General features: G+C 74.3%; 21 protein-coding genes. 13 read left to right on the top strand and 8 right to left on the bottom strand.

Going from position 1 to position 23,786, the window contains the following annotated elements:
* Positions 1-15: 15 nt before the first annotated feature.
* Positions 16-1,329, bottom strand: coding sequence for a cytochrome P450 family protein (locus tag JYK04_RS32045; RefSeq protein WP_189739375.1), 1,314 nt, complete (start codon positions 1,327-1,329; stop codon positions 16-18).
* A 260-nt stretch (positions 1,330-1,589) separates the two neighbouring features.
* Here JYK04_RS32045 and JYK04_RS32040 point away from each other — a divergent pair, with 260 nt between their 5' ends.
* The 6 genes from JYK04_RS32040 to JYK04_RS32015 all read left to right on the top strand — a co-directional run bounded on the left by JYK04_RS32040 (position 1,590) and on the right by JYK04_RS32015 (position 8,412).
* A complete protein-coding gene (locus tag JYK04_RS32040) occupies positions 1,590-2,150 on the top strand; it encodes a hypothetical protein (RefSeq protein WP_189739372.1) in 561 nt (186 codons plus the stop codon).
* 20 nt (positions 2,151-2,170) lie between these two features.
* Positions 2,171-3,541, top strand: coding sequence for an alkaline phosphatase PhoX (locus tag JYK04_RS32035; RefSeq protein WP_229875557.1), 1,371 nt, complete (start codon positions 2,171-2,173; stop codon positions 3,539-3,541).
* A 96-nt stretch (positions 3,542-3,637) separates the two neighbouring features.
* Positions 3,638-4,555, top strand: a complete 918-nt coding sequence (locus JYK04_RS32030; protein WP_189739365.1) for a polysaccharide deacetylase family protein — start codon at positions 3,638-3,640, stop codon at positions 4,553-4,555.
* A gap of 220 nt (positions 4,556-4,775) precedes the next feature.
* Positions 4,776-6,143: a discoidin domain-containing protein gene (locus JYK04_RS32025; RefSeq protein WP_189739363.1), complete on the top strand. Its 1,368-nt coding sequence runs from the start codon at positions 4,776-4,778 to the stop codon at positions 6,141-6,143.
* Positions 6,143-7,429 carry an MFS transporter gene (locus tag JYK04_RS32020; protein ID WP_189739360.1) on the top strand — a complete coding sequence of 429 codons (1,287 nt, stop codon included), beginning with the start codon at positions 6,143-6,145 and terminating at the stop codon, positions 7,427-7,429. The genes JYK04_RS32025 and JYK04_RS32020 overlap by 1 nt, the downstream gene beginning before the upstream one ends.
* Positions 7,426-8,412 (top strand): TolB-like translocation protein, encoded by a 987-nt coding sequence (locus JYK04_RS32015; RefSeq protein ID WP_189739357.1) that lies wholly within the window; start codon positions 7,426-7,428, stop codon positions 8,410-8,412. The genes JYK04_RS32020 and JYK04_RS32015 overlap by 4 nt, the downstream gene beginning before the upstream one ends.
* Before the next feature lie 212 nt (positions 8,413-8,624).
* Here JYK04_RS32015 and JYK04_RS32010 read toward each other — a convergent pair whose 3' ends face one another.
* From JYK04_RS32010 to JYK04_RS31995, 4 genes are all read right to left on the bottom strand, one after another.
* A complete protein-coding gene (locus tag JYK04_RS32010) occupies positions 8,625-9,125 on the bottom strand; it encodes a hypothetical protein (RefSeq protein ID WP_189739355.1) in 501 nt (166 codons plus the stop codon).
* A gap of 177 nt (positions 9,126-9,302) precedes the next feature.
* Entirely contained in the window at positions 9,303-9,953 is a 651-nt protein-coding gene (locus JYK04_RS32005) for an ABC transporter (RefSeq protein WP_189739352.1), read from the bottom strand.
* Positions 9,950-10,759 carry an ABC transporter ATP-binding protein gene (locus tag JYK04_RS32000; RefSeq protein ID WP_189739601.1) on the bottom strand — a complete coding sequence of 270 codons (810 nt, stop codon included), beginning with the start codon at positions 10,757-10,759 and terminating at the stop codon, positions 9,950-9,952. The genes JYK04_RS32005 and JYK04_RS32000 overlap by 4 nt, the downstream gene beginning before the upstream one ends.
* Positions 10,756-11,430: an AIM24 family protein gene (locus JYK04_RS31995; protein WP_189739349.1), complete on the bottom strand. Its 675-nt coding sequence runs from the start codon at positions 11,428-11,430 to the stop codon at positions 10,756-10,758. The genes JYK04_RS32000 and JYK04_RS31995 overlap by 4 nt, the downstream gene beginning before the upstream one ends.
* Before the next feature lie 71 nt (positions 11,431-11,501).
* Between JYK04_RS31995 and JYK04_RS31990 the strand changes: the two genes are divergently transcribed.
* The 4 genes from JYK04_RS31990 (at position 11,502) to JYK04_RS31975 (ending at position 16,578) form a co-directional block, all read left to right on the top strand.
* On the top strand, positions 11,502-12,254 hold the full coding sequence (locus tag JYK04_RS31990) for an aminoacyl-tRNA hydrolase (RefSeq protein WP_189739346.1): 753 nt from the start codon (positions 11,502-11,504) through the stop codon (positions 12,252-12,254).
* Between the two features lie 133 nt (positions 12,255-12,387).
* The gene (locus JYK04_RS31985; RefSeq protein ID WP_189739343.1) at positions 12,388-13,719 is read left to right on the top strand and encodes an MbnB/TglH/ChrH family RiPP precursor modification enzyme; all 1,332 of its coding nucleotides are present in this window, start codon (positions 12,388-12,390) and stop codon (positions 13,717-13,719) included.
* Positions 13,716-14,789: a TIGR04222 domain-containing membrane protein gene (locus tag JYK04_RS31980; protein WP_189739339.1), complete on the top strand. Its 1,074-nt coding sequence runs from the start codon at positions 13,716-13,718 to the stop codon at positions 14,787-14,789. Before JYK04_RS31985 ends, JYK04_RS31980 begins: the two co-directional genes overlap by 4 nt.
* A 133-nt stretch (positions 14,790-14,922) precedes the next feature.
* Positions 14,923-16,578, top strand: coding sequence for an alpha/beta hydrolase (locus JYK04_RS31975; protein WP_189739336.1), 1,656 nt, complete (start codon positions 14,923-14,925; stop codon positions 16,576-16,578).
* Positions 16,579-16,708: 130 nt separating this feature from the next.
* On the opposite strand, the gene hemQ is transcribed toward JYK04_RS31975, so the two are convergent.
* Both hemQ and hemG read right to left on the bottom strand, forming a co-directional pair.
* Positions 16,709-17,422: a hydrogen peroxide-dependent heme synthase gene (gene hemQ / locus JYK04_RS31970; protein WP_189739334.1), complete on the bottom strand. Its 714-nt coding sequence runs from the start codon at positions 17,420-17,422 to the stop codon at positions 16,709-16,711.
* Between the two features lie 4 nt (positions 17,423-17,426).
* The gene (hemG, locus tag JYK04_RS31965) at positions 17,427-18,911 is read right to left on the bottom strand and encodes a protoporphyrinogen oxidase (RefSeq protein ID WP_229875651.1); all 1,485 of its coding nucleotides are present in this window, start codon (positions 18,909-18,911) and stop codon (positions 17,427-17,429) included.
* Positions 18,912-19,065: 154 nt separating this feature from the next.
* Here hemG and JYK04_RS31960 point away from each other — a divergent pair, with 154 nt between their 5' ends.
* On the top strand, positions 19,066-20,073 hold the full coding sequence (locus JYK04_RS31960; RefSeq protein WP_189739330.1) for a DUF4349 domain-containing protein: 1,008 nt from the start codon (positions 19,066-19,068) through the stop codon (positions 20,071-20,073).
* Between the two features lie 59 nt (positions 20,074-20,132).
* A complete protein-coding gene (locus JYK04_RS31955; RefSeq protein ID WP_189739328.1) occupies positions 20,133-21,515 on the top strand; it encodes an FAD-dependent oxidoreductase in 1,383 nt (460 codons plus the stop codon).
* Between the two features lie 264 nt (positions 21,516-21,779).
* Here the strand turns inward: JYK04_RS31955 and hemE are convergent, their stop codons facing one another.
* Entirely contained in the window at positions 21,780-22,844 is a 1,065-nt protein-coding gene (gene hemE / locus JYK04_RS31950) for a uroporphyrinogen decarboxylase (protein WP_189739325.1), read from the bottom strand.
* A gap of 91 nt (positions 22,845-22,935) precedes the next feature.
* On the opposite strand from hemE, the gene JYK04_RS31945 reads away from it, so the two are divergent.
* Entirely contained in the window at positions 22,936-23,592 is a 657-nt protein-coding gene (locus JYK04_RS31945) for a DUF3000 domain-containing protein (RefSeq protein WP_030011435.1), read from the top strand.
* Positions 23,593-23,786: the final 194 nt, after the last annotated feature.

The raw sequence follows: 23,786 nt of genomic DNA, 5'->3' as shown, positions 1-23,786 counted from the left end.
CCCATCGGGTCTGGGTTACCTGCCGGAGGCCACGGAGGCCAGGGACGCCTCGCCCGGATCCGCGCCGGGGCGGGGCGGCTCCAGGACGAGGCGGAGGTGTTCGAGGCCCCGGAACGCCGGCACCGGGCCCTTGAGCCATGCCCGCCCGGTCTCCTGCGCGTCCGCGAGCTCCATGTCCGGGAACTCCCGCAGGAGGGTGGCGAGCGCGATCTCGAGTTCGAGCCGCGCCAGCGGCGCCCCCAGGCAGTAGTGGGTACCGTGCCCGAAGCCCAGGTGCGTGCCCTGGAGTCCCTCGCGCGTCACGTCCAGCTCGTCGGGGAGGTCGAACTTCTCGGGGTCCCGGTTGGCCGAGGAGATCGCGATCTGCACGAGGGAGCCCTCGGGGATCGCGGTGCCCCGGATCTCCGCGGCCCGTGCCGCGTACCGGAAGGTCGACGTCTCCACCGACCCCTCGAACCGCAGCATCTCCTCGACCGCCCGCGGGATGAGCGCGGGGTCCTTGCGCAGCAACGCCGCCTGATCGGGGCGCAGCAGCAGGTTGAGGACGGAATTGCCGATCTGGTAGGCGGTGGTCTTGTGGCCGGCGAAGAACAGGACCCACAGCGACGCGACCAGTTCGGAATCCTCCAGCCGTTCCTCCGCCTGGAGGAGGTCGCCGAGGAAGGAGTCCGACGGGTGCGCGCGCGTGTCCGAGATGAGCCGCTCCAGCCGGTGCTGCAGGCGCTCCTCGGCCGCCTTCAGCTCCGCCTTCCTGCTGGGGTCGAACCGGGAGCGGGTCACCACCGCGAACTGCTCCAGGATCTCCGGGCGGTCCTCCTGCGGGATGCCCATCAGTTCGCACAGGACCGCGACGGGCAGCGGGAAGGCGAACGAGGCCATGAGGTCGACCGTGCCCGCCCGCCGGCATTCGCGCAGGATGCTCTCGGCGATCGCGGTGATCCTCGGACGCATCTGCTCCACCCGCCGCGGGGTGAAGGCGCTCCGCAGGACGCGGCGCAGCCGCGTGTGGCGGGGCGGGTCCGAGAAGAGCACGTTGTCGTCGAGCGCGTCGAAGAAGCTGCCGTACACGGCGTGGTACGTGTCGATGGCCCCGTGCATGTTCTTGCTGAACCGGGGGTCCGACAGCGCGTCGCGGGCGTCGTCGTAACGGGTGATGAGGTACGTCTCGATCCCGTGCGGAGGGGTCAGCCGGCACACCGGGTCCTGCTCGCGCAGGGCGGCGTACATCGGATGGGGACACTGCCGGTACTCCGGCGCGCCCCGGGACACGGCCGACACGATCTCGTGCAGCTCCCCGCCGCCGTCCGGTGCCGCATCCTGCTGCGCCATGGTCCGTACCCTCCGTCGCGCTCGCCTGCTGGGGACAACACCGGTTCCCCGCGCGGGTGGGTCGCGAAACGGCGCCTTTCCCGTTCGAGTGAGCCGGCGGCGCCGGGTGCCGGGGCGGGTCCGGGTGCGGGTCCGGCCGATCGTCAGCCGATCGGCGGTCGCCCGTCCGGGCCGAGTGTGTGGCGGGCCCGGCGGCCCGGGGAAGGGCTGCAGGTGCCCCCAGCCAGCCCGTCACCCAGCCCGTCACAAGGAGCCCGCGCATGGCCCGCAGTCTCGCCCTGGCCCTCACCGCAGCCGCCTCGCTCACCCTGGCGGCCGCCACCGCTCCGCTCGCCGCCGCGGACTCGGGCCGCGGCCGGGCCCAGGGCGACCTGGCCCGTACGTACGCGGCGACCGCCAGGTACCAGGTGCACGCCAACGCCGTGGCGGACGGCTACAAGCCCGACCAGTACTGCGTCGTCGACAAGGCGGGCCCCGGCGCGCTCGGTTACCCGCACTTCAACCACAAGTACGACAACTCCCTCGACCCGGCGAAGCCCGCCGCGCTGTTCTACGAGGACGACGGGCGCGGCGGCAAGCGGCTCGTCGCCGTGCAGTGGCTGCTCTACGACCGCGACCAGAAGCTGGCGACGGACGACGACCGCCCCACGATGTTCGGCATCCCCTTCAAGGGCCCCAAGCCCGGCAACTTCCCCGGTCAGCCGGTGCACTACGCCCTGCACCTGTGGCTCTGGAAGAAGAATCCCGACGGCCTGTTCGAAACCTTCAACCGGGCGGTGACCTGCCTTCCGGGCACCACCCGCCCCAAGCCGTCGCTCTGATGCCGTCCCGGGAGCGGCCGATGCCCGTCACCCGACGCGGCCTGCTCGCCGCGGGCGGGATCGCCTTCAGCGGGGCGCTCGGCGCACTGTTCGCCGGTGGCGGCGGCTCGCGGGCCGCCGCCCGGGCCCCGCGGACCCCCCGCACCGACCGCGGGTACGGGCCGCTGGTGGCCGATCCGCGCGGGCTGCTCGACCTGCCCGCCGGATTCACCTACCGGGTGCTCTCCCGGGCCGGCGAGCCGCTGCGCTCCGGTGAGGGGCCCGTGCCCGCCAACTGCGACGGCATGGCGGCCTTCGAGGCCGGCGGCGGCCGCGTGCGCCTCGTCCGCAACCACGAGAACCGCACCACCGCCGCCCTGCGCGTCCCCGCCGTCCCGGGCCTGACGTACGACCCCCGGGCCCTCGGCGGCTGCACCGCCCTGGAGCTGGACGCGGCCGGGCGGGTCACCGGTGAGCGCGTCGCCCTCGCCGGCACCGCCGTCAACTGCGCGGGCGGCCGTACCCCCTGGAACACCTGGCTGAGCTGCGAGGAGACCGAGGACCGGGCGGGCGCCTCCGGCTACACCCGCGACCACGGCTACGTCTTCGAGGTGGACCCGGCCGACCCGCACCGCTCGGGCGCGGTCCCGCTCACCGCGATGGGCCGCTTCGCGCACGAGGCCGTCGCCGTGGACCCGTACCGCGGGGTCGTCTACGAGACCGAGGACGCCTTCGTCCGGCCGTTCGGCCTGTTCTACCGGTTCCTGCCGGAGCGGCCGCTCGGCGGGCTCGGCTCGCTGCGGGCCGGGGGCCGGCTGGAGGCCCTGCGGGTGCCGGGGCTCGCGGACCTGGCGGTGGTGGACGAGCCCGGGGCGGTGTTCCCGGTGGAGTGGGTGCCCGTACCGGACCCGTCGGCGGCCGGAACCCCGATCCGGCTCCAGGACTTCGGGCCGGGCGGGATCACCCACGCGCAGAAACTGGAGGGCTGCTACTGGGGCGACGGCGGGGTGCACTTCGTGTCCAGCTTCGCGCGCAGCGGCGAGGGCGCGGCCGCCGACCACCACGGGCAGGTGTGGTTCCACGACCCGCGGCGCTCCACGATCCGCCTGGACGTCCTCTTCGGCCCGGCCGCCGACATCGCGCTGCCCGGGGACTCCCCCGACAACATCTGCCTGGCCCCGGACGGCGGACTGATGGTGTGCGAGGACGGCGGCGGCGCGCAGTACGTCTTCGGGGTGACGGTGGGCGGCGAGGTCTACCCGATGGCACGCAACGCAGAGGACATCGGAGCTCCGGGGACCCCGGAGTGGGGGGAGTTCGCCGGGGTCACCTTCTCCCCCGACGGGCGGACGATGTACGTGAACGCCTACGCGCCGGGGACCACGTTCGCGGTGACGGGGCCTTGGCACTGACCTGTACAGAGCCATCGGCACGCTGCTGGAGGGGTGAGTTCCGCCCGACCGCCTGTCGTTCATTCTTCTCATCAGTTAGTCATATAGTTTGCGTACGTGACCAATTCCGTACGAAAAGTAGCTGCCGCAGCTGCCACGGCGGCGCTCGGCGCCGCCCTCGCGGGATGCGGGGGCGGCGCCGGCGCGCCGGACGCCGGCCGCGAGGCCCGTATGGGCACCCCCGCCGCCTCGGCTTCCGCTTCGGCCTCGGCCTCGGCCTCGGCCGCCGCATCCGGACCGCCCGCCGCGTCCCCGCAGGCCGGTGCGCCCGCCAAGCCCCCGACCATGGCGCCGGGCCCGAACGGCCTGACCCCCGTCTTCGAACGGGCGAAGCAGCAGACGGACAAGACCGTGGCGCTGACCTTCGACGCCGACATGACCTCGGACCAGGGGCCGCGCGCCGCGGACGGGGAGCACTTCGACAACCCGGCGCTGATCTCGACCCTGCGCACCCTCAAGGTGCCCTCGACGATCTTCATGACGGGCCGCTGGGCCGAGGAGTACCCGGACCAGGCCAAGTCGATCGGCACCGACCCGAACTTCGAGATCGCGAACCACTCGTACAGCCACCACGCCTTCAAGTCCCCCTGCTACGGGCTGCCCGCGCTCGACTCCGCGGCCGCCCGCGCCGACGTGGACCGGGCCTTCGCCGCCTTCCGGCAGGCGGGCGCGGTCAACACCGTCCCGTACTTCCGCTTCCCCGGCGGCTGCTACGACGACCAGGCGCTGCGGGCCCTGTCCACGGCCAAGGTCACGGCCGTCCAGTGGGACGTGGTCAGCGGGGACGCCTTCGCCAAGGACCCGGGCGCCGTGGCCGAGCAGGTGCTCACCGGCGTGAAGCCCGGGTCGGTGGTGGTCATGCACTGCACGCGCAGCGCCGCCCCGGTCACCGAGGAGGCCGTCCAGCGGATCGTCCCCGAACTGCGCAAGCGCGGCTACCGCTTCGTGAAGGTCTCCGAGCTGATCGGCACGTAGCGGACAACTGCCGCCGGAACACTGGTAGGAAACTTTCCTTCCTGTTAGTGTCCCGGGCGGCGGCTTGGCGCGGTGCCCACCCCCACGGGCATGACGCGCTCAGTGAGAGCTCTGACCCGGCCGCCGTGGCGCCGTCCCCCGCCCGCCCCGCCGCGGGCGGGTGCGGCGCCCCGCGCCAGTGTCCAGCTCTCGCCGCCCCTCAAGGCTGGGAGTTCCAGGTATGCGCCTGAACCGCCTGAACACCTCCGCTCACCCCCCTCGGTTACGCGGCAGACGTCGCCCCCTCCTCCTCACTGCCCTCACCGGCCTCGCCGCGCTGACCCTCGTCGGCGGGCTCCTCCTGGCCTGGCCCGGACGGGCCGGGGCCGCCGCCGACCCCCTCATATCCCGCGGGAAGCCCGCCACCGCCTCCTCCTCCGAGTCCTCCTCGCTGGGCGCGAAGAACGCCTTCGACGGCGACCCGGCCACCCGCTGGGCCAGCGCCGAGGGCAAGGACCCGCAGTGGATCCGGGTCGACCTCGGCGCCGGGGCCACCGTCTCGCGGGTACGGCTCACCTGGGAGGCGGCCTACGCCAAGGCGTACCGCGTCGAGATCTCCGCCGACGGCGCCGCCTGGACCGCGCTCGCCACCGAGACCTCCGGCAACGGCGGCACCGACGACTGGACCGGACTGTCCGGCAAGGGCCGCTACCTGCGCGTCCAGGGCACCGCGCGCGGCACCTCGTACGGCTACTCGCTCTTCGAGGCCGAGGTGTACGGCACCGTCGGGGACGGGCCGCCGCCCGGCGGCTCCTTCACCGTCGTCGCCGCCGGTGACATCGCCGCCCAGTGCACGGCGTCCGACAGCGGCTGCGCGCATCCGAAGACGGCCGCGCTCGCCCGGCGGATCGACCCGAAGTTCTACCTGACGATGGGCGACAACCAGTACGACGACGCCCGGCTGTCCGACTACCGCGCCTACTACGACAAGAGCTGGGGCGCCTTCAAGGCCAAGACCCACCCGGTCCCCGGCAACCACGAGACGTACGACCCGGCCGGCCCGCTCGCCGGGTACAAGTCGTACTTCGGGAGCATCGCCTACCCGCAGGGCAAGAGCTACTACAGCTTCGACGAGGGCAACTGGCACTTCGTCGCCCTCGACTCCAACTCCTTCGACCAGGCCGCCCAGCTCAACTGGCTGAAGGCCGACCTCGCCGCCAACACCAGGCCGTGCGTCGCCGCCTACTGGCACCACCCGCTCTACTCCTCCGGCGGGCACGGCAACGACCCCGTCTCCAAACCCGTCTGGAAGATCCTCTACGCCGCCCGGGCCGACCTGGTCCTGAACGGGCACGACCACCACTACGAGCGGTTCGCCCCGCAGGACCCCGAGGGCCGGGCGACCGCCGACGGGATCGTGGAGATCGTCGGCGGGATGGGCGGCGCCGAGCCCTACCCGATCGAGGAGGTCCAGCCCAACAGCCAGAAGCGCATCAGCGGACCGTACGGCGTGGTGAAGCTGGACTTCACCGACTCCGGCTACGGGTGGACCTACGTGGCCACCGACGGCCAGGTCAAGGACACGAGCCCGAAGTACAGCTGCCACTGATGTACCTGGCCGCCAACGGCCGCCCGGACGCGCCGCCCCGCCCCCCGGGGGCCGGGCGGCGCGTCCCCGCCGCCGTCCTCGCGCTCGGCGCGGTCAGCCTCGTCACCGACATCTCCTCCGAGATGGTCACGGCGGTACTGCCGCTCTACCTCGTCCTCGGCCTCGGCCTGACTCCCCTCCAGTTCGGCTTCCTGGACGGCATGTTCAACGGGGCCACCGCCCTCGTGCGGCTGCTCGGCGGGCGGCTCGCCGACCGCCGCGGCCACCACAAGCGGGTCGCCGGCGCCGGCTACCTGCTCTCCGCGCTCTCCCGGCTCGGGCTGCTCCTCGCCGGGGGCGCCACCGGCGGGATCGCCGCCGCGCTCGCCGCCGACCGGCTGGGCAAGGGCATCCGCACCGCCCCGCGCGACGCCCTCATCTCACTGAGCGGGCCCCCGGAGAGCCTCGGCCGGTCCTTCGGCGTGCACCGCGCCATGGACACCACCGGCGCCCTGCTCGGGCCGCTCGCCGCGTTCGCCGTGCTCTGGGCCACCGCCGATGCCTACGACGCGGTGTTCGCCGTCAGTTTCTGCACCGGCCTGCTCGGTGTGCTGCTGCTCGTCGTGTACGTCCCGGCGGCACCCGGGCCGACCCCCGGGCCGGCTGCCGCGCCCCCGGCCGGGCCCCGGCCGCCGCGCCGGCCGGTCCTGCGCGACCCCGCGTTCCGCCGGGTGCTCTGCGCCGCGGCCCTGCTCGGCGCCACCACCATCGGCGACGCCTTCCTCTACCTGCTGCTCCTGCGCGGACTCGACCTGCCGCCCGCCCTGTTCACGCTGCTGCCGCTCGGGGCCGCCGCCGTCTACCTGCTGCTCGCCGTCCCCGCGGGCCGGCTCGCCGACCGGGCCGCCGACCCGAGCGGGCGCCGAACCGGGCGCCGGACGGCCTTCCTGCTCGGGCACTGCGCCCTGCTCGGCGCGTACGCCCTGCTGCTCGCCCCCGTCTCCCCGCCGACCGTCGTGGGGGTGCTCGTCCTGCTGGGCGTCTTCTACGCGGCCACCGACGGGGTCCTGATGGCGCTCGCCGCTCCCGCGCTCCCCGCGGCCGGCCGGGCGGGCGGGCTCGCGGTGCTGCAGACCGGCCAGGCGCTGGCCCGGCTGCTGGGCGCCGCCGGATTCGGGGCGGCGTGGACCCTGTGGGGGCAGCGGCCCGCCCTCTGGGCCGCGGCACTCGCCCTGGCCGGGGCGCTCGCGGCCGCCTCGCGCATCCTGCCCGCCGCTCCCCCGACCGCCGCCCCGGAGGCCCCGTGAACCCCCCGTCCCGCCGGCTGCGCCTCGCCCTCGTCGTCACCGCGGTCCTGCTGCTGGCGGGCGGCTCGCTGGGCTACGTACTGCACGCGCGGCACCGCGAACGGCCGCCCGGGCAGCAGGCCGACGCCTCCTTCGACGTCTCGGAGCCGGGCCTCTACTTCCGGGACACGACCGGCGGGCGGATCGCGCGCCAAGGCGGCCCGGGCCTGCCGCGGGTGACCGGCGGCCCGTCCTGCGACCGCTTCCACACAGCCGGGGACCACGCCCTGTGCCTGCGCAAGCTGCCCGGGGTCCCGGCCCGCACGGAGGCCCTCGTCCTCGACCGGCACATGCGGGAGGTCCGCCGGGTGACCGTGCCCGGCATCCCGAACCGGGCCCGTGTCTCCCCCTCGGGCCAGGTGCTGTCCTGGACCACGTTCACGACGGGCGACTCCTACAACACCGCCGCGTTCTCCACCCGGACGGCGATCCTGGACCTGCGCACCGGGTATCTGATCAAGTCGATCGAGCAGATCCCGCTGACCCTCGGCGGAGCCCGCCACCACGACTCGGACGTCAACTACTGGGGCGTGACCTTCGCCGCCGACGACAACCGCTTCTACGCCACCGTCTCCACCCGGGGAGCCACCCACCTCGTCGAGGGCGACCTGCGCGCCTGGTCGGCGAAGGCGCTGCGGGAGAACGCCGAATGCCCCTCGCTCTCACCGGACGGCACCCGCGTCGCCTTCAAGAAGAAGGTCTCCGACGACCCGCGGGCACCGTGGCGGCTGTACGTCCTGGACCTGGCGACGATGCGCGAACACCCGCTGGCCGAGCCGCACAGCGTCGACGACCAGGCCGCGTGGCTGGACGACACGGCCCTGGCCTACGCCCTTCCGGGCGAGGACGGCCGCGCGAGCGACATCTGGTCGACCCGCGCGGACGGCACGGGCGAGCCCGCCCTCCTCGTCCCGGGCGGTTCGTCTCCTGCCCGGGTGGGCTAGGCCGTCTCTTTCGGATCTTGTCGGCCGAGCCCGCGGCGGCCGGTGCCGTGCCTGGCAAGGCGGAGGAGCGCACCGTGTACCGGACGTACTCGGGCGCCCCGACAACGCGGCCAGGTGCGGTGCCGGGCGTCGCGGGCCCGGCAAGATCCGAAAGAGACGGCCTAGGGGTGCCCTGCCGGCTGCAGGCAGGACACCCCTGGCCGTGGCCCGTGTCAGACGACGGGGGTGTTCGGGAGGATCGAGAACCCGGTGCCGCAGGCCGCCACGAGGTTCACCGGCGTGAAGGGCGTGGTGCTGGTGGTGCACCGGGCCTCGTGCAGCACCCCGTCCTGGTTCAGCAGGGTGATGTAGAGGACGCCGGTGGTGGCTTCGGTCACCGACAGCGCGCTGTCGGTGACACATGTCGGCGCGTTGGCGAGAAGGCCCAGGTTGATCCACACACCCGGGTTGCGACTGTCGTTGAGGAACGAGTGTCCCTGCGCGTCGGTCGCGACGCGGAAGATCAGGCCGGGCGGGAGGTTGATGAAGTCCGGAGCGGCGGAGCTGACGTCGCGGGAACCGCACTTCTTGCCCTGCATCGTCATGGAGCTGTTGGGGGACGCGGTGCTCCCCGGGGTGTCGTCGGCGACCGCGGACGGGACCATCAGCGCCCCGAGCAGTACCGCTCCCGATACCACCGACATGCCCCGCGCGGCCCAAGCCAGCTTCCTCATGTGCGTCCTTTCCTGGAGGGGAGGCCCGCCGCCACATGCGCGGCGTGGCCCTTCAACGGGAAGAGGCATCCCCGATCGCGACCATCTCATCACTTAAGGTGATGAGTCATCACTCTTTGGAATCGAGAGAGACTTCGAATGGCGGCGGCCCCGCACCCATCTGCCCGTGGCCCGGTCCTAGCGTCGCCGCGCGGCGGTCAGGGCGGCAGTCGTGCCCGCTGCGGCGGCCAGGACGAGCGCGGCCGCCAGGGGCGTGAGCGGCAGGGGCGCCGGGCCCGAGCGGCCCGCCGTGACCAGGGCGGACACCGCGGCTCGGGCCGGGGAGGCCGCGAGGACCAGGGCGAGCACGGAGCCCAGGGATCCGGCCAGGACCGCGTGGCCCCGGCGCCGGAGCAGCGGCCGGCTGCACAGGGCGCCCACGGCCGCGCCGGTCAGGGTGCAGGCCGCCACCGCGAGGGCCCCGGCGAGGGCGGCCGCGACCGGGCCGGCCCCGGACCGGTCGCCGGTCAGCAGTGCGACGGCGGCCGCCGCGGCTCCGGCGAGCAGCGCCCCGGCCGACGCGGTGAGCAGGGCCGCCGCGTGGACCCGCACGGGACCGGCCGCGGCGGCCGTGCAGTCGCGGGCCGCGTCCGGTTCGACGGTCACGCAGATCCGGACCAGCCAGGCGGTGGCCGGGACCAGGCCGGCGGCCGCGAGGCCGAGGGAGTCCAGCACCGGGTCGCCCGGCCGGATGCCGACGGCCACGAAGGCGGCGTAGGCGATGAGGGGCGCGAGCCAGCGCTGGGAGCGCAGCAGCAGGGCGCCCTGGTAACGGAGCAGGGCGGTCACGGGAGTTCCTCCACGGCGCGGATGTGCCAGGGCGGCCGGGCGGTGAGCAGGTCGCGCAGGACCGCGTCGGAGCGTGCCGCCTCCACGGTGAGCAGCACTCCCCCGCCGGCGGCCGGCGAGGCGGCGAGGTCCGGGGGCAGCGCCCGGCCGGGCGGGCCGACCGCGTGGATCCGTACGCGGGGGCCGGCCGCCGCGGACACGGGTACGAGTGCCCCGCCCTCGATCCGGTAGTGGGCGTCGGCCGCGCCCGCGAGCCGCCGCGGGTCGTGGTCGACGAACACCACCGTGCCTCCGGCGGCGGTGCGTTCGGCGACGGCCCGGTCCAGCTCCGCCCGGGCGGAGCCGTCCAGGCCGGTCCACGCCTCGTCCAGGACGAGCAGTCCCGGTTCGGCGAGCAGGGCCTGTGCGACGGCGACCTTCTGGCTGCTGCCCTTGGACAGTTCGGCCATCGGGGTGCGGGCGTACGCGGCGGCGCCGAACCGCTCCAGCCCGTCGGCCGCCCGGCGGGCCGCCTCGGCGCGCGGCAGCCCGTGCACCCGGCCCAGCCGGGTCAGGTAGTCGGCGGCCGTGAGCGGCAGCGCCGCCGGGAAGCGTTCGGGCACGTAGCCGGTGCGGGGCGGGCGACCGGTCACGCGCCCCTCGGTCGGGGCCTCGATCCCGGCGACGAGCCGCAGCAGGGTGGACTTGCCGCCGCCGTTGCCGCCTTCGACGCGGACGAGGGCGCCGCGCGGGAGTTCCAGCGTGATGCCGCGCAGCACCCAGGGGCGGCGCCGGCCGTAGCGGCGGCCCACATCGGTCAGGTTCAGTGCGCGGCCACCGCTTCGGTGACCTCGCTGGGGCGGACGATGACGAAGCCCTCGCCGCTCAGCTTCAGCTGGACGGCCTCGCCGGAGCCGCCGCGGATCATCGAGCCGACCGACTGGGAGCGGTGCAGGCCGGTCTCCAGCCGGGCGCTCCAGCCGACCACCGCGTCCGTGTCCACGTAGACGGGGGCCTGGGCGGTGACCGGGATGATGATCGGGTGGCCGTCGCAGACGACGGCGAGCTTGCCGGTGCCGGTGAAGAGGCTGTTGAAGAGGCCGCCGCCGGTCATGCCGGCGCCCTTCACCATCTTGATCTCGTAGGACAGGGTCGGGTCGAAGCAGAGCACGTTGCGGCCGCTGATGGTGAGGGCGTCACCCGGCTCGAAGTCGATGATGAAGCAGTTGTCCGCCCGGTGGGCGAACCACGCCTCGCCCTGGCCGCGTACGGACATGAGCGCGAGGCCCTCGCCCGTCACGGCGCGCTTGAGCATGCCGCCTATGCCCTGTCCCTTGCGCTCGAACTGGAGGTTGCCGCGGAAGGCGACCATCGAGCCCTGGCGGGCCAGCATTTCACCGTTGACGGTGTACTTCACGGACTTGGCGTTCTGCAGGGTCATGCCGGGGGCGACGGCCGCCTGGGCCAGGTTCTCGGACGCGAAAAGATCACTCTTCATGGCTTCGATCCTCACCCGGGCCGGCCACCCGGGGCATCATCCTGAAGGCGGAGGCTGGCATCCTTGGCAGGATGAGCAGCCAGCACACGAACGACATCTCCGACGTCCCCGCGGTCGGGGCGGACAGCCCCTTCCGGCAGGAGCACGTACTGCGCGACGAGGCACCGCAGTTCGTGCTGCCGCTGGTGGTACGGATCGAGAAGGCCGAGCCGCCGGCCCGGACGGACGCCCTGGAGACGGCGGCCCGGGCCGTGCTGGTCCTGCTCACCGACGAGCGGGCGCACGGCGAGGGCGAGTGGGCCGAGGCCGTCCGCGACTGGCAGGACGCCCGGATCCGCAAGGTGGTCCGGCGGGCGCGCGGGGCGGAGTGGCGCAAGGCGGAGACCCTGCCGGGCGTCACGGTGCACGGAGACGGCGCGCAGGTACGGGTCTTCCCGCCGGTGCCCCTCGACGGCTGGCCCAAGGAACTGGCCAAGCTCCAGGTGTCGGGCACCGATCTGGACGACCCGGAGCCGGTCGCCGCGACCGCGGAGCCGGGGCTGCCGGTGCTGTGGCTCAACCCCGGCCTCGACATGTCGGCCGGCAAGGCCATGGCCCAGGCCGGGCACGCGGCGCAGCTGGCGTGGTGGGAGCTGACGGAGGCGGAGCGGACCGCCTGGCAGGATTCCGGATTCCGGCTGGCGGTACGGACGGCCCCGCGCGAGCGGTGGGCCGAGCTGGGCGGGAGCGGGCTGCCGGTGGTCCGGGACGCCGGATTCACGGAGATCGCGCCGGGCAGCGCGACGGTGGTCGCCGACCACCCGGCGCTGCGGGCCCGGCTCTGACGGTCCGGATCCCACGCGCTTCCCGGCCGGCGGGAACCTCAAATGTTCCTCTGAACGTCCCCTCCTGCGATTGGCGCGACTCCGTCGGGGCCATGACATCGGCACACGGTGCGAAGAGAGGGGGCGAGGGGACATGAAACCCATGGCACACCTGGGGGTGGGCATCGGCTGGCGGCCGGAAATCGCGGACGCCGTCGAGCGGCTTTCCGGCCTGGACTGGGTCGAGGTGGTGGCCGAGAACGTATGCCCGGGCCACCTGCCCGAGTCCCTGCTGCGGCTGCGCGAGCGGGGCACGCGCGTCGTGCCGCACGGGGTCTCGCTCGGCCTCGGCGGCGCGGACCGCCCCGATCCGGCGAAGCTGGCGGCGCTCGGCGAGCGGGCGGTGGCGCTGGGGGCGCCGCTCGTCACCGAGCACATCGCCTTCGTACGGACCTCCTCGCCGGTGCTGGAGGCCGGGCACCTGCTGCCGGTGCCGCGCACCCGCGACGCACTGGACGTGCTGTGCGAGAACGTGCGGATCGCGCAGGACGCCCTGCCGGTCCCGCTGGCGCTGGAGAACATCGCCGCGCTGTTCTCGTGGCCGGGCGAGGAGCTGACGGAAGGGCAGTTCCTCACGGAGCTGGTCGAGCGGACCGGTGTCCGGCTGCTCATCGACGTGGCCAACCTGCACACCAACCGGGTCAACCGGGGCGAGGACCCGGCCGCCGTGCTGGACGCGATCCCGCTGGAGGCGCTGGCGTACGTGCACGTGGCGGGCGGCATCGAGCGGGGCGGTGTCTGGCACGACACCCACGCGCACCCGGTCCCGCCGGTGGTGCTCGACCTGCTGGCCGAGCTGCGCTCCCGGGTGGAACCGGCGGGCGTCCTGCTGGAGCGGGACGACGACTTCCCGCCGGAGGCCGAGCTCGCGGGCGAGCTGGCCGCGATCCGCGCCGTGGTGACGGCCGGACCGGCCGCGCCCGGGGAGACGGCCATCGCCGGGTCCGGCCCGGCGGGCACCGGGCAGAAGGCCGACCCCGGCGCCGGACAGGCCGCCCACCAGGGCCCGGTCGAGGAGTCGGCCCGCACCCGGGTGGCGCTCGGTCAGGCCGCGCTGCTGTCGGCGCTGGTGGCCGGGACCCCCGTACCCGAGGGCTTCGACCGCCGGCGCATCCGGGTGCAGGCCCGGGCGCTGGCCGCCAAGCGGGCCGACGTGGTGGCGAAGCTGGCTCCCGAGCTGCCCGTGATCCTGGGCGGCCCGGACCGGTACCGCGAGGCCTTCCTCTCCTACGCCAAGGGCCGCCCGATGACCTCCGGGTACCGCCGGGACGCGCTGGACTTCGCCGAGGACCTGCTGATCCGGGACCTGCCGGCCGATCCGGCCGCCCGGCGCCGGCTCACCGCCTGGTGGCGGGACCGGGCCGGGGCCAGGCCGCCCCGCCGGATCGTGCGCTGGGCCCGGACGCTGGCGGGGAGAGCGGCATGAACCTCCTCGCCGTGGCGATCTGGATCGCCGTCCTCGTCTCCTCCGTCCTGCTGCTGGGCGGGCTGCGCAGGTCCCGGTCCTCGTCCGCGGGACCCGCGCCCGCCCTGCACGACCTGTCCGAGGCCGCCTTCGTGGTGGGCGGCCCCGGCACCGTCGTGGACGCCGCGCTCGTCTCGATGCTCGTCGACGGCCGGCTGGTGGCGGGCGGGCCCGGCATCGTCCAGGTACGCCCCGGGGCGCGGGCCGGCGACCCCGCCGAGCGGGCCGTCCTCCAGGCCCACCGGGGGGCGCCCTCGGGATGGCTCTACCAGGTGCGCTACGCCGCCATGTGCGACCCGGCCGTCCAGGAGATCGGGGACGGGCTGGCCGACCGCGGGCTGATCACCCCGCCCGGATCCGGCCTGCGCCTGCGCCGCCTGCGCCGCTGGGGGCTGGTCCAGGCCGTCGTGTGCGCGCTGCTGCTGTTCCCGGTGTCGCTGGTGCTGACCGTCGTGTCGCTCGCCCTCGATTCCGGCTCCGGGGTGCCGTTCATCGCCAAGGTGGTGGTCGTCCTGGTGGGCGGCATCGTCGTGGGCCTGATGTGCGCGGCCCGGGCCAAGAGCCGGGTCACCAGGGCCGGGGCGCGGGCGCTGCGCGCGATCCGCTCCGCCCATCTGAACGACCGGACCCCGCACGTGCAGACCGCGCTGTTCGGGCTGCGCGGTCTGCGGGACCCGTACCTGCGTCGGCAGCTGGTGCCCGCCGTGCGCGGTACCCGGCTGGCCGCGGCCCAGTCGCATCCGCGCTTCCACGGCACGGACAGCTCGTCGCACACGTCGGGGGCCGAGGTGCTGCCCATCGTCTGGTGTGCCGGGAGCGACGGGGGCGGTGGCGGCGGTTCGAGCTGCGGCGGGGGTTCGGGCTGCGGGTCCTCGGGGGGAGGCTGCGGATCCTCGGGCGGGGGCTCCAGCTGCGGCGGCGGGGGCTCCAGCTGCTCGACCAGCAGCTCCAGCTGCGGCAGTTCGTCGAGCTGCGGCAGTTCGTCCAGCTGTGGCAGCTCGTCCAGCTCCAGCTGCGGCAGCAGCTCCTGACCGCCGGACGTACGGCAACCGGGGGCGGAATCCGCGGCATCGGGGCCATCGGCGCCGACACCGGCCGGTGATCCTTTACAAGGCAGCCACCCACCCCTCTCATCAGTTCATCGGATGAGAGGAAGGGGCTGTCATGCGGACGGGACTCACAGGCCGTGCGGCCGCCCTGGCGGCACTCTCCCTCCTCCTGTGCGTCCCGGCCCACGCCGCGCGGCCGGCCTCGCCCGGCCCCCTCGGCGGGACGGCCGCCGAAGCCGCCGGCGCCGCCCTCGCCGCCCGCCGCGCGGCGGCCCGGGCCACGGCCGACGGCAGCGGCGGACTCGACTTCCGCCCCTGCCCCGACGCCGAGGAGCTGCCCGGCCCGGTCCGGTGCGCCACCCTGCGCGTCCCGCTCGACTACGCCCGGCCCGACGGCCCGCAGATCTCCCTCACCGTCAGCCGGGCCGCCGCCACCGGGGCCGGCGGCGCCGTCCGCCAGGGCGCGCTCGTCCACAACCCCGGCGGCCCGGGAGCCTCCGGCATGTACTTCCCGCTCGTCGCCGACCTCCCCGGCTGGGAGCGGATCGCCGCCGCCTACGACCTCGTCGGCTACGCCCCGCGCGGCGTCGGCCGGTCCGCCCCGCTGTCCTGCCGGGACCCCGCCACGGGAGCCAAGGGCCCCACCCAGGTCCCGGCCGACCCCTCCCCGGCGTACAAGAGTCAGCGCCTCGCGGACGCCCGGGCCTACGCCAGCGGCTGCGCGCGGCGGGCCGGCGCGGCCCTGCCGCACTACACGACGCTCAACAACGCCCGCGATCTGGACGTCCTGCGGGCCGCCCTCGGCGAGCGGAAGCTGAGCTTCATGGGCGCCTCGTACGGCACCTACCTCGGTGCCGTGTACGCCACCCTGTACCCGGGCCGCGTCCGCCGGATGGTCCTGGACTCGGCGGTCGACCCCGATCCGCGCCGCGTCTGGTACCGCAACCAGCTCGACCAGTCACCCGGCTTCGAGCGCCGCTGGTACGACTTCCGCGCCTGGGCGGCCCGCCACCACGACGCGTACGGCCTCGGTGCCACCCCGGCGGCCGTGCAGGCGAGCTACGCGCGCGTCCGGGACGCGGTGGCCCGTACCCCTGCGGGCGGGGTCGTCGGCACCGGTGAACTGCGGGCCGCCTACCTCCAGGCCGCCTACTACGACGACGTGTGGCCGGACCGGGCGGCGGCCCTCGCGGCCTTCCTGCGCGGCGACCCGGCGCGGCTGACCGCCCAGGCCGCCCCCGACCCGGGAGCGGCGGCCGAGGCGGAGAACGCGACGGCGGTGTACACGGCGGTGCTGTGCAACGACGCCTCCTGGCCCGCGGACTGGAAGACCTGGGACCGCGACACCACCGAGCTGGCGCGCAGGGCCCCCTTCGAGGCCTGGGCCAATGCCTTCATGAACCTCCCGTGCGCCTCCTGGCCGGTGCGCGAGCGGCAGCGGCCGGTGGCGGTCGGGTCCCAGCCGGTGCGGCTGCCCGGGACCCTGGTGGTCGCGGCGGAGCGGGACGGGGCGACCCCGTACGCGGGCGCGCTGGAACTCCAGCGGCGGCTCGGCGCCGGGGCTTCGCTGGTGACGGAGAAGGGGGCCGGCTCCCACGGAGTGGTCGGCGGACGCAACGGTTGCGTGGACCGGCACGTGGAGCGGTATCTGCTGACGGGCGCCACCCCGGGGTGGCGGGTCACATGTGCGCCGCATCCGGAGCCCGCACCGGTGTCGCTGGACGACCGGGCAGCGAGCGCCCACAGGGCATTGCTGCCACCAGTCGTCTGAACTTCCGGGCGGGATCTCCGGCTGCGTCGTTTCGGGGGCAGGGGCCGTCTTTCGGACCAGCCTCCCGATCCACCGGAGGAACTCACCTGACGGTGTGGTCGTCCTCCGGTCCTTCCCCCCAGGGGAGGTATCAGGCGAGCCCGGCCACCAGATCGGCGACGGACTTGCGGCGCCCGGTGTAGAAGGGCACCTCTTCACGGACGTGCATACGGGCCTCGGAGGCGCGCAGGTGACGCATGAGGTCGACGATGCGGTACAGCTCGTCCGCCTCGAAGGCCAGCAGCCACTCGTAGTCGCCCAGCGAGAAGGAGGCGACGGTGTTGGCGCGCACGTCCGGGTAGCCGCGGGCCATCTTGCCGTGGTCCGCGAGCATGCGGCGGCGGTCCTCGTCGGGCAGCAGGTACCAGTCGTAACTGCGCACGAAGGGGTACACGCTGACGTACTCGCGCGCGACCTCGTCGGCCAGGAAGGCCGGGATGTGCGACTTGTTGAACTCGGCCGGGCGGTGCAGGGCCATGTTCGACCACACCGGCTCCAGGGCGCGGCCCAGCTTGGTGCGGCGGAACAGGTTGTAGGCGGTCTGCAGCTCGTCCGCCGTCTCGGCGTGCCACCAGATCATGACGTCGGCGTCCGCGCGCAGGCCGGAGACGTCGTAGGTGCCGCGGACGGTGATGTCCTTGGCGCCCAGCTGGTCGAAGAGCTCCTGGACCTCGTCGGCGTAGCCGGTGCGGTCCTCGGGGAGAACGTCCTTCAGCTTGAAGACGGACCACAGGGTGTAGCGGATGACCTCGTTGAGGTCCTTCGCCTTCTTCCCCGCGTTGGGAATCTTCTCTGGTGCAGTCATGTGCCTATTGTCCCGTGCGCTGATCAGTGGTCGGTGCCAGGGGTGCCGTACGCGCACCGAGCGCGGCGATCACCGCGTCCGCGGCCTTGCCGGCGCTCGCGACACAGGCCGGGATGCCCACGCCGTCGTAGACCGCGCCGCACACGGCGAGGCCCGGCAGGGCCGCGACGGCGGTGCGGATGCGGGCGACCCGGTCGAGGTGGCCGACGGGGTACTGGGGCAGTCCGCCGTCCCAGCGGGTGACGGTGGAGGCGACCGGCCGGGCCGCGAGGCCCACGGCCTCGGCGAGGTCGGCGAGGGAGACGTCGACGAGCTCGCCGTCCTCGCGCTGCAGGTCGCTCTCGTCGGCGTAGCGGCCGACCGAGGTGCGCAGCAGGAAGAGGTCGGGATCCGTCCCGGCCCAGGCCCACTTGTTGCTGGAGAAGGTGGAGGCCTTGATGGTGCGGCCGTCGACGGGCGGTACGAGGAATCCGCTGGCGCCGCCGCCGGATACGGCCGCCGGCAGCTCGGAGCGGCGGAAGGCCATCGTGATCAGGGCCATCGAGGCGTACTCGACCCCGCGCAGCTCGGCCGCGGCGGCCGGGGCGAGCCCGTCCAGCAGCCGTGCGGCGGGCCCGGCCGGGGTGGCCAGGATCACGGCGTCGGCCTCGATGACCTCGGCGCCGGCCACCACCCGCCAGCCCCCGGCCGTACGGACGACCTCGCGGACGGGGGTGCCGGTGACGAGCCGGGCCCCGGCGGCGCGGCAGGCCTCGGCCACGGCGACCGGGAGCCGTCCGATGCCGCCGTCGATGCCGGCGAAGACCGGACCGGCCTGCTGGGGCGAGGCCTGCGCCCGGCGCTGCAGTTCGCGTACGCCGTCGCCGAGGAGGGCGTGCGTGCGGGCGGCCTCGAAGAGCTGGGGGACGGCGGCCCGCATGGAGATGCGGTAGGCGTCGCCCGCGTAGACCCCGCCGAGCAGCGGTTCCACCAGCCGGTCGACGACCTCGCGGCCGAGGCGGGCCGCGACGTACGCGCCGACGGCGACGTCGTCGCCGATCTCGGTGGGCGGCAGCGTCCGCTCGGCCTCGATGCGGGCCAGCCCCTCGGCGGAGAGCACCCCGGAGGCGGCGAGCGGTCCGAGGTCGCCGGGGACGCCCATGACGTGGCCGCGCGGCATCGGCCGCAGCGCGCCGCGGGTCCACAGGTGGGCGGTGGCGGTGGCGGGCGCCTGCACGGCTTCGCCGAGGCCCACGGCCTCGGCCAGAGCCACGGCCTCGGGGCGGCGGGCGAGCATGGATTCGGCGCCGAGGTCGACGCGGGCCCCGGCGAGCTCACCGGCGTACAGCTTGCCGCCGAGCCGGGGTCCGGCCTCCAGCAGGGTGACGCGGACGCCCTCGGCGAGCAGCCGGTGGGCCGCCGCGAGGCCCGCGATACCGCCGCCGATGACGACGGCGTGGCGCTGGGAGCCGGTGGACCGGGGCGAGGAGTCCGGCCGATCCGTACGCATGTCCGCTTCGTGCATGGACACATCGTCTCAGACCGATCTCCGAGGCCGGACCGTGACCTCATCGGGATCACCCCGGGACCGTGGATTCGAAACCCGCGACGGGACTCTGGACGTCGAACCGGCAACACCAGCCGATCCTCGGGGGTTTGCAGCGATGCACAGTTTCGACAGACACCGTTCCGCGGCGGCCCTGGCCGCCCTCGCCCTGGCCGGGGCGCTCGCGCTCACCGGCTGCGGCGCGAGCGGCCAGGGCTCCGCGAGCGACAAGGCGGCGGTGGCTCCCGCCGCCGGCGGCAAGGCACCGGAGGGCGCCGCGGCGGCCCCGGCGCCGGCCGGGTCCGCGGGCGCCGCGGGCTCCGCCGCGAACAAGAACGCCGGAACGCCGGCCGCGGTCCGCCCGAACGTGATCCGGACGGCGACGCTCGGCATCGAGACGGCGGACGTCCAGAAGACGCTGGCCTCGGCCCGCACGGCCGCCGACGAAGCGGGCGGCTACGTCGGCAACGAGTCCACCAAGCGCGGCGAGGACGGCCGGATGACCTCGACGCTGACGCTGCGGGTGCCGGGCGAGCGCTACGACGGCGTGCTCGGCGCCATGGAGGGCAGCGGGAAGCTCCTGCACCGCAAGGTCGACGCGCAGGACGTCACGGAGAAGGTCGCCGACATCGGCAGCCGTGTGGCCTCGCAGCAGGCCAGCGTGGCGCGGGTGCGGGAGATGATGGGCAAGGCCTCGGCGCTGAGCGAGGTGGTGATGCTGGAGAGCGAGCTGTCGCGCCGCCAGTCCGACCTGGAGTCGCTGCTGGCACAGCAGACGGCGCTGAAGGACCAGACCTCGCTGGGCACGATCACGCTGGAGGTCTCGGAGCCGGCCGCGAAGCCGGAGCCCGAGAAGAAGGAGAAGAAGAAGGAGCCCACCTTCCTGGGTGCCCTGGGCGGGGGCTGGGACGTCTTCACCAAGGTCGTGCGCTACCTGACGGTGGCGGTGGGCGCGGTGCTTCCGTTCGTGCTGACGGCCGTGGTGGGGCTGCTGCTGTTCCGGCTCTACCGGCGGTGGCGTCCGGCGCCGCCGAAGCCGGCCCCGGTGCCGTGGCGGGCGACGGTCCCGGCGGCCCGGACGGCTCCGGACGCCGCTCCGGACAGTGAGGCCGGCGTACAGGACTGAACGCGCGTTCGGCCGTAGCGTGTTCACCATCCGACGGTGGTGAAGGGGCGGTACGGACGATGGCGACGGAACGACTGGTGGTGGTGGGCGGTGACGCGGCGGGGATGTCCGCCGCGTCACAGGCCCGCAGGCTGAAGGGCCCGGCGGAACTGGAGATCGTGGGCTTCGAGCGCGGGCACTTCACCTCCTACTCGGCGTGCGGGATCCCGTACTGGGTCGGCGGTCAGGTCGCCGAGCGCGACGACCTGATCGCCCGCACCCCCGAGGAGCACCGGGCCCGGGACATCGATCTGCGCACGCGCACGGAGGTCGTGGAGCTCGACCTCCCCGGGTCCCGGGTCCGCGCCCGCGATCTGGACACCGGATCCGAATCCTGGACGGGCTACGACAAACTGGTCCTGGCGACGGGCGCCCGCCCCGTGCGCCCCCGGCTCCCCGGCATCGGCGCGCACGGGGTCCACGGGATCCAGAGCCTGGACGACGGCCAGCGCCTGATGGACACCCTGCGGCGCACGGAGGGCCGCCGGGCCGTCGTGGTGGGCGCGGGCTACATCGGCGTGGAGATGGCGGAGGCCCTGGTGGCGCGGGGGTACGAGGTGACCGTCCTGCACCGGGGCGAGCAGCCGATGGCCACGCTGGACCCGGACATGGGCGGCCTGGTGCACAGCGCGATGAACCGGATGGGGATCCGTACGGTCTCCCGCGCCGAGGTGACGAAGATCCTCACCGACGAGGAGGGCCGGGCCCGGGCGGTGGCCACGTCGGCGGGCGACGAGTACGAGGCGGACGTGGTCGTGCTCGGCATCGGCGTGGAGCCCCGCACCGCGCTCGCCCGCGCGGCCGGCCTCCCGCTCGGCCCCTCGGGCGGCATCCTCACGGACCTGTCGATGCGGGTCCGGGGCCACGGGAACATCTGGTCGGGCGGCGACTGCGTGGAGGTCCTGGACCTGGTCGCGGGCCGCACCCGGCACATCCCGCTGGGCACGCACGCCAACAAGCACGGCCAGGTCATCGGCTCGGGCGTGGGCGGCGGCTACGCGACCTTCCCCGGGGTGGTCGGGACGGCGGTCAGCAAGGTCTGCGACCTGGAGATCGCCCGTACGGGGCTGCGCGAGAAGGACGCACTGGAGGCGGGCCTGCGGTTCGTGACGGCCACCATCACCTCCACCAACACGGCGGGCTACTACCCGGGCGCGGCGGAGATGACGGTGAAGATGCTGGCGGAACGCCGTACGGGCCGCCTCCTCGGGGTCCAGATCGTCGGCGGCGCGGGCGCGGCGAAGCGGGTGGACATCGCGGCGGTCGCCCTCACGGCGGGCATGACGGTGGACCGGATGGTGTCCCTGGACCTGGGCTACGCCCCGCCGTTCTCCCCGGTCTGGGACCCGATCCTGGTGGCGGCCCGCAAGGCGGTCGCGGCGGTCCACTCGGCGGGGGTGTAGCCCTGCGGGGGCTCCGCCCCCGCACCCCCGGGAAACGGAGAAAGGGCGGGGCGGGGAGCGGCGCCGCAGGCACCGCTCCCCGCCCCACCCCCCGTGCCGCTAGGCCGTCTCTTTCGGATCTTGTCGGCCGAGCCCGCGGCGTCCGGTGCCGTGCCTGGCAAGGCGGAGGGGCGCACCGTGTACTGGACGTACTCGGGCGCCCCGACAACGCGGCCAGGTGCGGTGCCGGGCGTCGCGGGCCCGGCAAGATCCGAAAGAGACGGCCTAGCGCTGCGTCTTGGTGTGGACGTAGTCCACCAGGCGGGTCAGCGCGTCCGGGTCGGTCGTCGGGAGGACGCCGTGGCCCAGGTTGAAGACGTGGCCCTCCAGGCCGGCGGCGGCCGCGAGGACCTCGTCCGTCTTGGCCTCGACCGCCTGCGTGGTGGAGAAGAGCACGGCCGGGTCCAGGTTGCCCTGGAGCGCCTTGCCGGGGCCGACGCGGCGCACGGCCTCGTCCAGCGGGACCCGGTAGTCGACGCCCATGACGTCCGCGCCGGCCTCGCCCATCAGGCCGAGGAGCTCGCCCGTGCCCACGCCGAAGTGGATCCGCGGGACTCCGTAGGAGGCGACGGACTCCAGGACCTTCGCGGACGCGGGCATCACCGAGCGGCGGTAGTCCGCCGGGGCGAGGGCGCCGACCCAGGAGTCGAAGAGCTGGACGGCGGAGGCGCCGGCCTCGATCTGGACCTTCAGGAAGGCGGAGGTGATCTCCGCGAGGCGGTCCAGGAGGTCGGCCCACAGCTCGGGGTCCCCGTACATGAGGGCCTTGGTGTGCTCGTGGTTCTTGGAGGGGCCGCCCTCGACCAGGTAGCTCGCGAGGGTGAAAGGCGCGCCCGCGAATCCGATCAACGGCGTGGCACCCAGTTCACCCGTGAGCATGCCGATCGCCTCGGTGACGTACGAGACGTCCTCCGGGGTGAGGTCGCGCAGCTGTGCGAGGTCCTCGCGGCGGCGGATCGGCTGGGCGACGACCGGGCCGATGCCCGGCTTGATGTCCAGGTCGACGCCGATGGCCTTGAGCGGGACCACGATGTCGGAGAAGAAGATCGCCGCGTCCACCTTGTGGCGGCGCACCGGCTGCAGCGTGATCTCGGTGACCAGGTCGGGCCGCATGCAGGACTCGAGCATCTGCGTGCCCTCGCGCAGCTTGCGGTACTCCGGGAGCGAGCGCCCCGCCTGCCGCATGAACCACACCGGGGTGTGCGGCACCGGCTCCCGCCGGCACGCCTTCAGGAAGGCGGAATCGTACGTCTGACTCGGCTGGCCCGTGGGGCGGGTGTTGGCGCTCACGACCCAAATCTTCGCACGTATGAAGAAGTGTCCGACCCGGCGAGGGTGTCCCTGCGCCGCACGGGCGCTCGTTCCGCCTAGTCTTCCCCGCATGGCTGCGGCTCAGGGACGATTTTCAGATGGCGCCGAGGGTACGGACAGCGCGAAGGAGAGCTCCGTCCCGCTCCCGTTCCGGCGGGCGGTCGACGGTTTGAAGAAGGCCCGGCTGCGTCCGGGGATCGAGATCGACCCCACGAAACCGCCCCAGAGACTGGCGCCGCACGCCTACGCGCTGGAGGCCGCGGTGGTGGACGGCGAGGACGACCTGGCCGACGGCCGGCTCATCCTGCTCCACGATCCCTCCGGGCACGACGCCTGGCAGGGCACCTTCCGGCTGGTGACGCTGGTGCGCGCGGAGCTGGAGCCGGAGATGGCCGCGGACCCGCTGCTGCCCGAGGTGTGCTGGTCCTGGCTGACCGGGGCGCTGGAGGCGCGCGGGCTGGCGTACGGGGAGGCGAGCGGCACCGTGACCATGGCGGGCTCGCACTACTTCGGCGGGCTCGCGGAGCGGCGTCCGGCCACGCAGATCGAGATCAGGGCCTCGTGGACGCCGCGCGAGGGCGTGGGCGGGGTGCCGGACACCTCGGCACACCTGTCGGCGTGGTGCGAACTGCTCTGCCAGATCGCCGGGCTGCCGCCGGTGGGTCCGACGGACACGGCGACGGGTGTGGTCTCCCTGCCACAGCGCCGCGGTCCGCACCACCCGTAGCCGCAGGGCCGGACGGCCGCCCGAATCGGCGTCCGGCGCAGAACGGCTGATCGAAGAACTGGGCGGACGGCCGAAAGGCGGCGTCCCTTGTGGGCTTCTGATCAACCGATGATCGATCGTGCGTCCGAATTGCCCGAATTGTTACTCACCAAATCGTGATCATTCCCTAAAGCCGGGCGGGTGACGTGCCGAAG

Origin of the sequence: Streptomyces nojiriensis (genome assembly GCF_017639205.1) — a bacterium.
Taxonomy (GTDB): domain Bacteria; phylum Actinomycetota; class Actinomycetes; order Streptomycetales; family Streptomycetaceae; genus Streptomyces; species Streptomyces nojiriensis.
Note: the sequence above shows the minus strand (reverse complement) of the source record. Positions and strands in the feature narration are given on the sequence as shown.

Excerpts from the sequence above, each read along its gene's own strand:
- JYK04_RS32045 (WP_189739375.1), bottom strand. The coding sequence starts at position 1,329 with ATGGCGCAGCAGGATGCGGCACCGGACGGCGGCGGGGAGCTGCACGAG.
- JYK04_RS32040 (WP_189739372.1), top strand. The coding sequence starts at position 1,590 with ATGGCCCGCAGTCTCGCCCTGGCCCTCACCGCAGCCGCCTCGCTCACC.
- JYK04_RS32035 (WP_229875557.1), top strand. The coding sequence starts at position 2,171 with ATGCCCGTCACCCGACGCGGCCTGCTCGCCGCGGGCGGGATCGCCTTC.
- JYK04_RS32025 (WP_189739363.1), top strand. The coding sequence starts at position 4,776 with ATGCGCCTGAACCGCCTGAACACCTCCGCTCACCCCCCTCGGTTACGC.
- JYK04_RS32020 (WP_189739360.1), top strand. The coding sequence starts at position 6,143 with ATGTACCTGGCCGCCAACGGCCGCCCGGACGCGCCGCCCCGCCCCCCG.
- JYK04_RS32010 (WP_189739355.1), bottom strand. The coding sequence starts at position 9,125 with ATGAGGAAGCTGGCTTGGGCCGCGCGGGGCATGTCGGTGGTATCGGGA.
- JYK04_RS31995 (WP_189739349.1), bottom strand. The coding sequence starts at position 11,430 with ATGAAGAGTGATCTTTTCGCGTCCGAGAACCTGGCCCAGGCGGCCGTC.
- JYK04_RS31990 (WP_189739346.1), top strand. The coding sequence starts at position 11,502 with ATGAGCAGCCAGCACACGAACGACATCTCCGACGTCCCCGCGGTCGGG.
- JYK04_RS31985 (WP_189739343.1), top strand. The coding sequence starts at position 12,388 with ATGAAACCCATGGCACACCTGGGGGTGGGCATCGGCTGGCGGCCGGAA.
- JYK04_RS31980 (WP_189739339.1), top strand. The coding sequence starts at position 13,716 with ATGAACCTCCTCGCCGTGGCGATCTGGATCGCCGTCCTCGTCTCCTCC.
- JYK04_RS31975 (WP_189739336.1), top strand. The coding sequence starts at position 14,923 with ATGCGGACGGGACTCACAGGCCGTGCGGCCGCCCTGGCGGCACTCTCC.
- hemQ (WP_189739334.1), bottom strand. The coding sequence starts at position 17,422 with ATGACTGCACCAGAGAAGATTCCCAACGCGGGGAAGAAGGCGAAGGAC.
- hemG (WP_229875651.1), bottom strand. The coding sequence starts at position 18,911 with ATGCGTACGGATCGGCCGGACTCCTCGCCCCGGTCCACCGGCTCCCAG.
- JYK04_RS31960 (WP_189739330.1), top strand. The coding sequence starts at position 19,066 with ATGCACAGTTTCGACAGACACCGTTCCGCGGCGGCCCTGGCCGCCCTC.
- JYK04_RS31955 (WP_189739328.1), top strand. The coding sequence starts at position 20,133 with ATGGCGACGGAACGACTGGTGGTGGTGGGCGGTGACGCGGCGGGGATG.
- JYK04_RS31945 (WP_030011435.1), top strand. The coding sequence starts at position 22,936 with ATGGCTGCGGCTCAGGGACGATTTTCAGATGGCGCCGAGGGTACGGAC.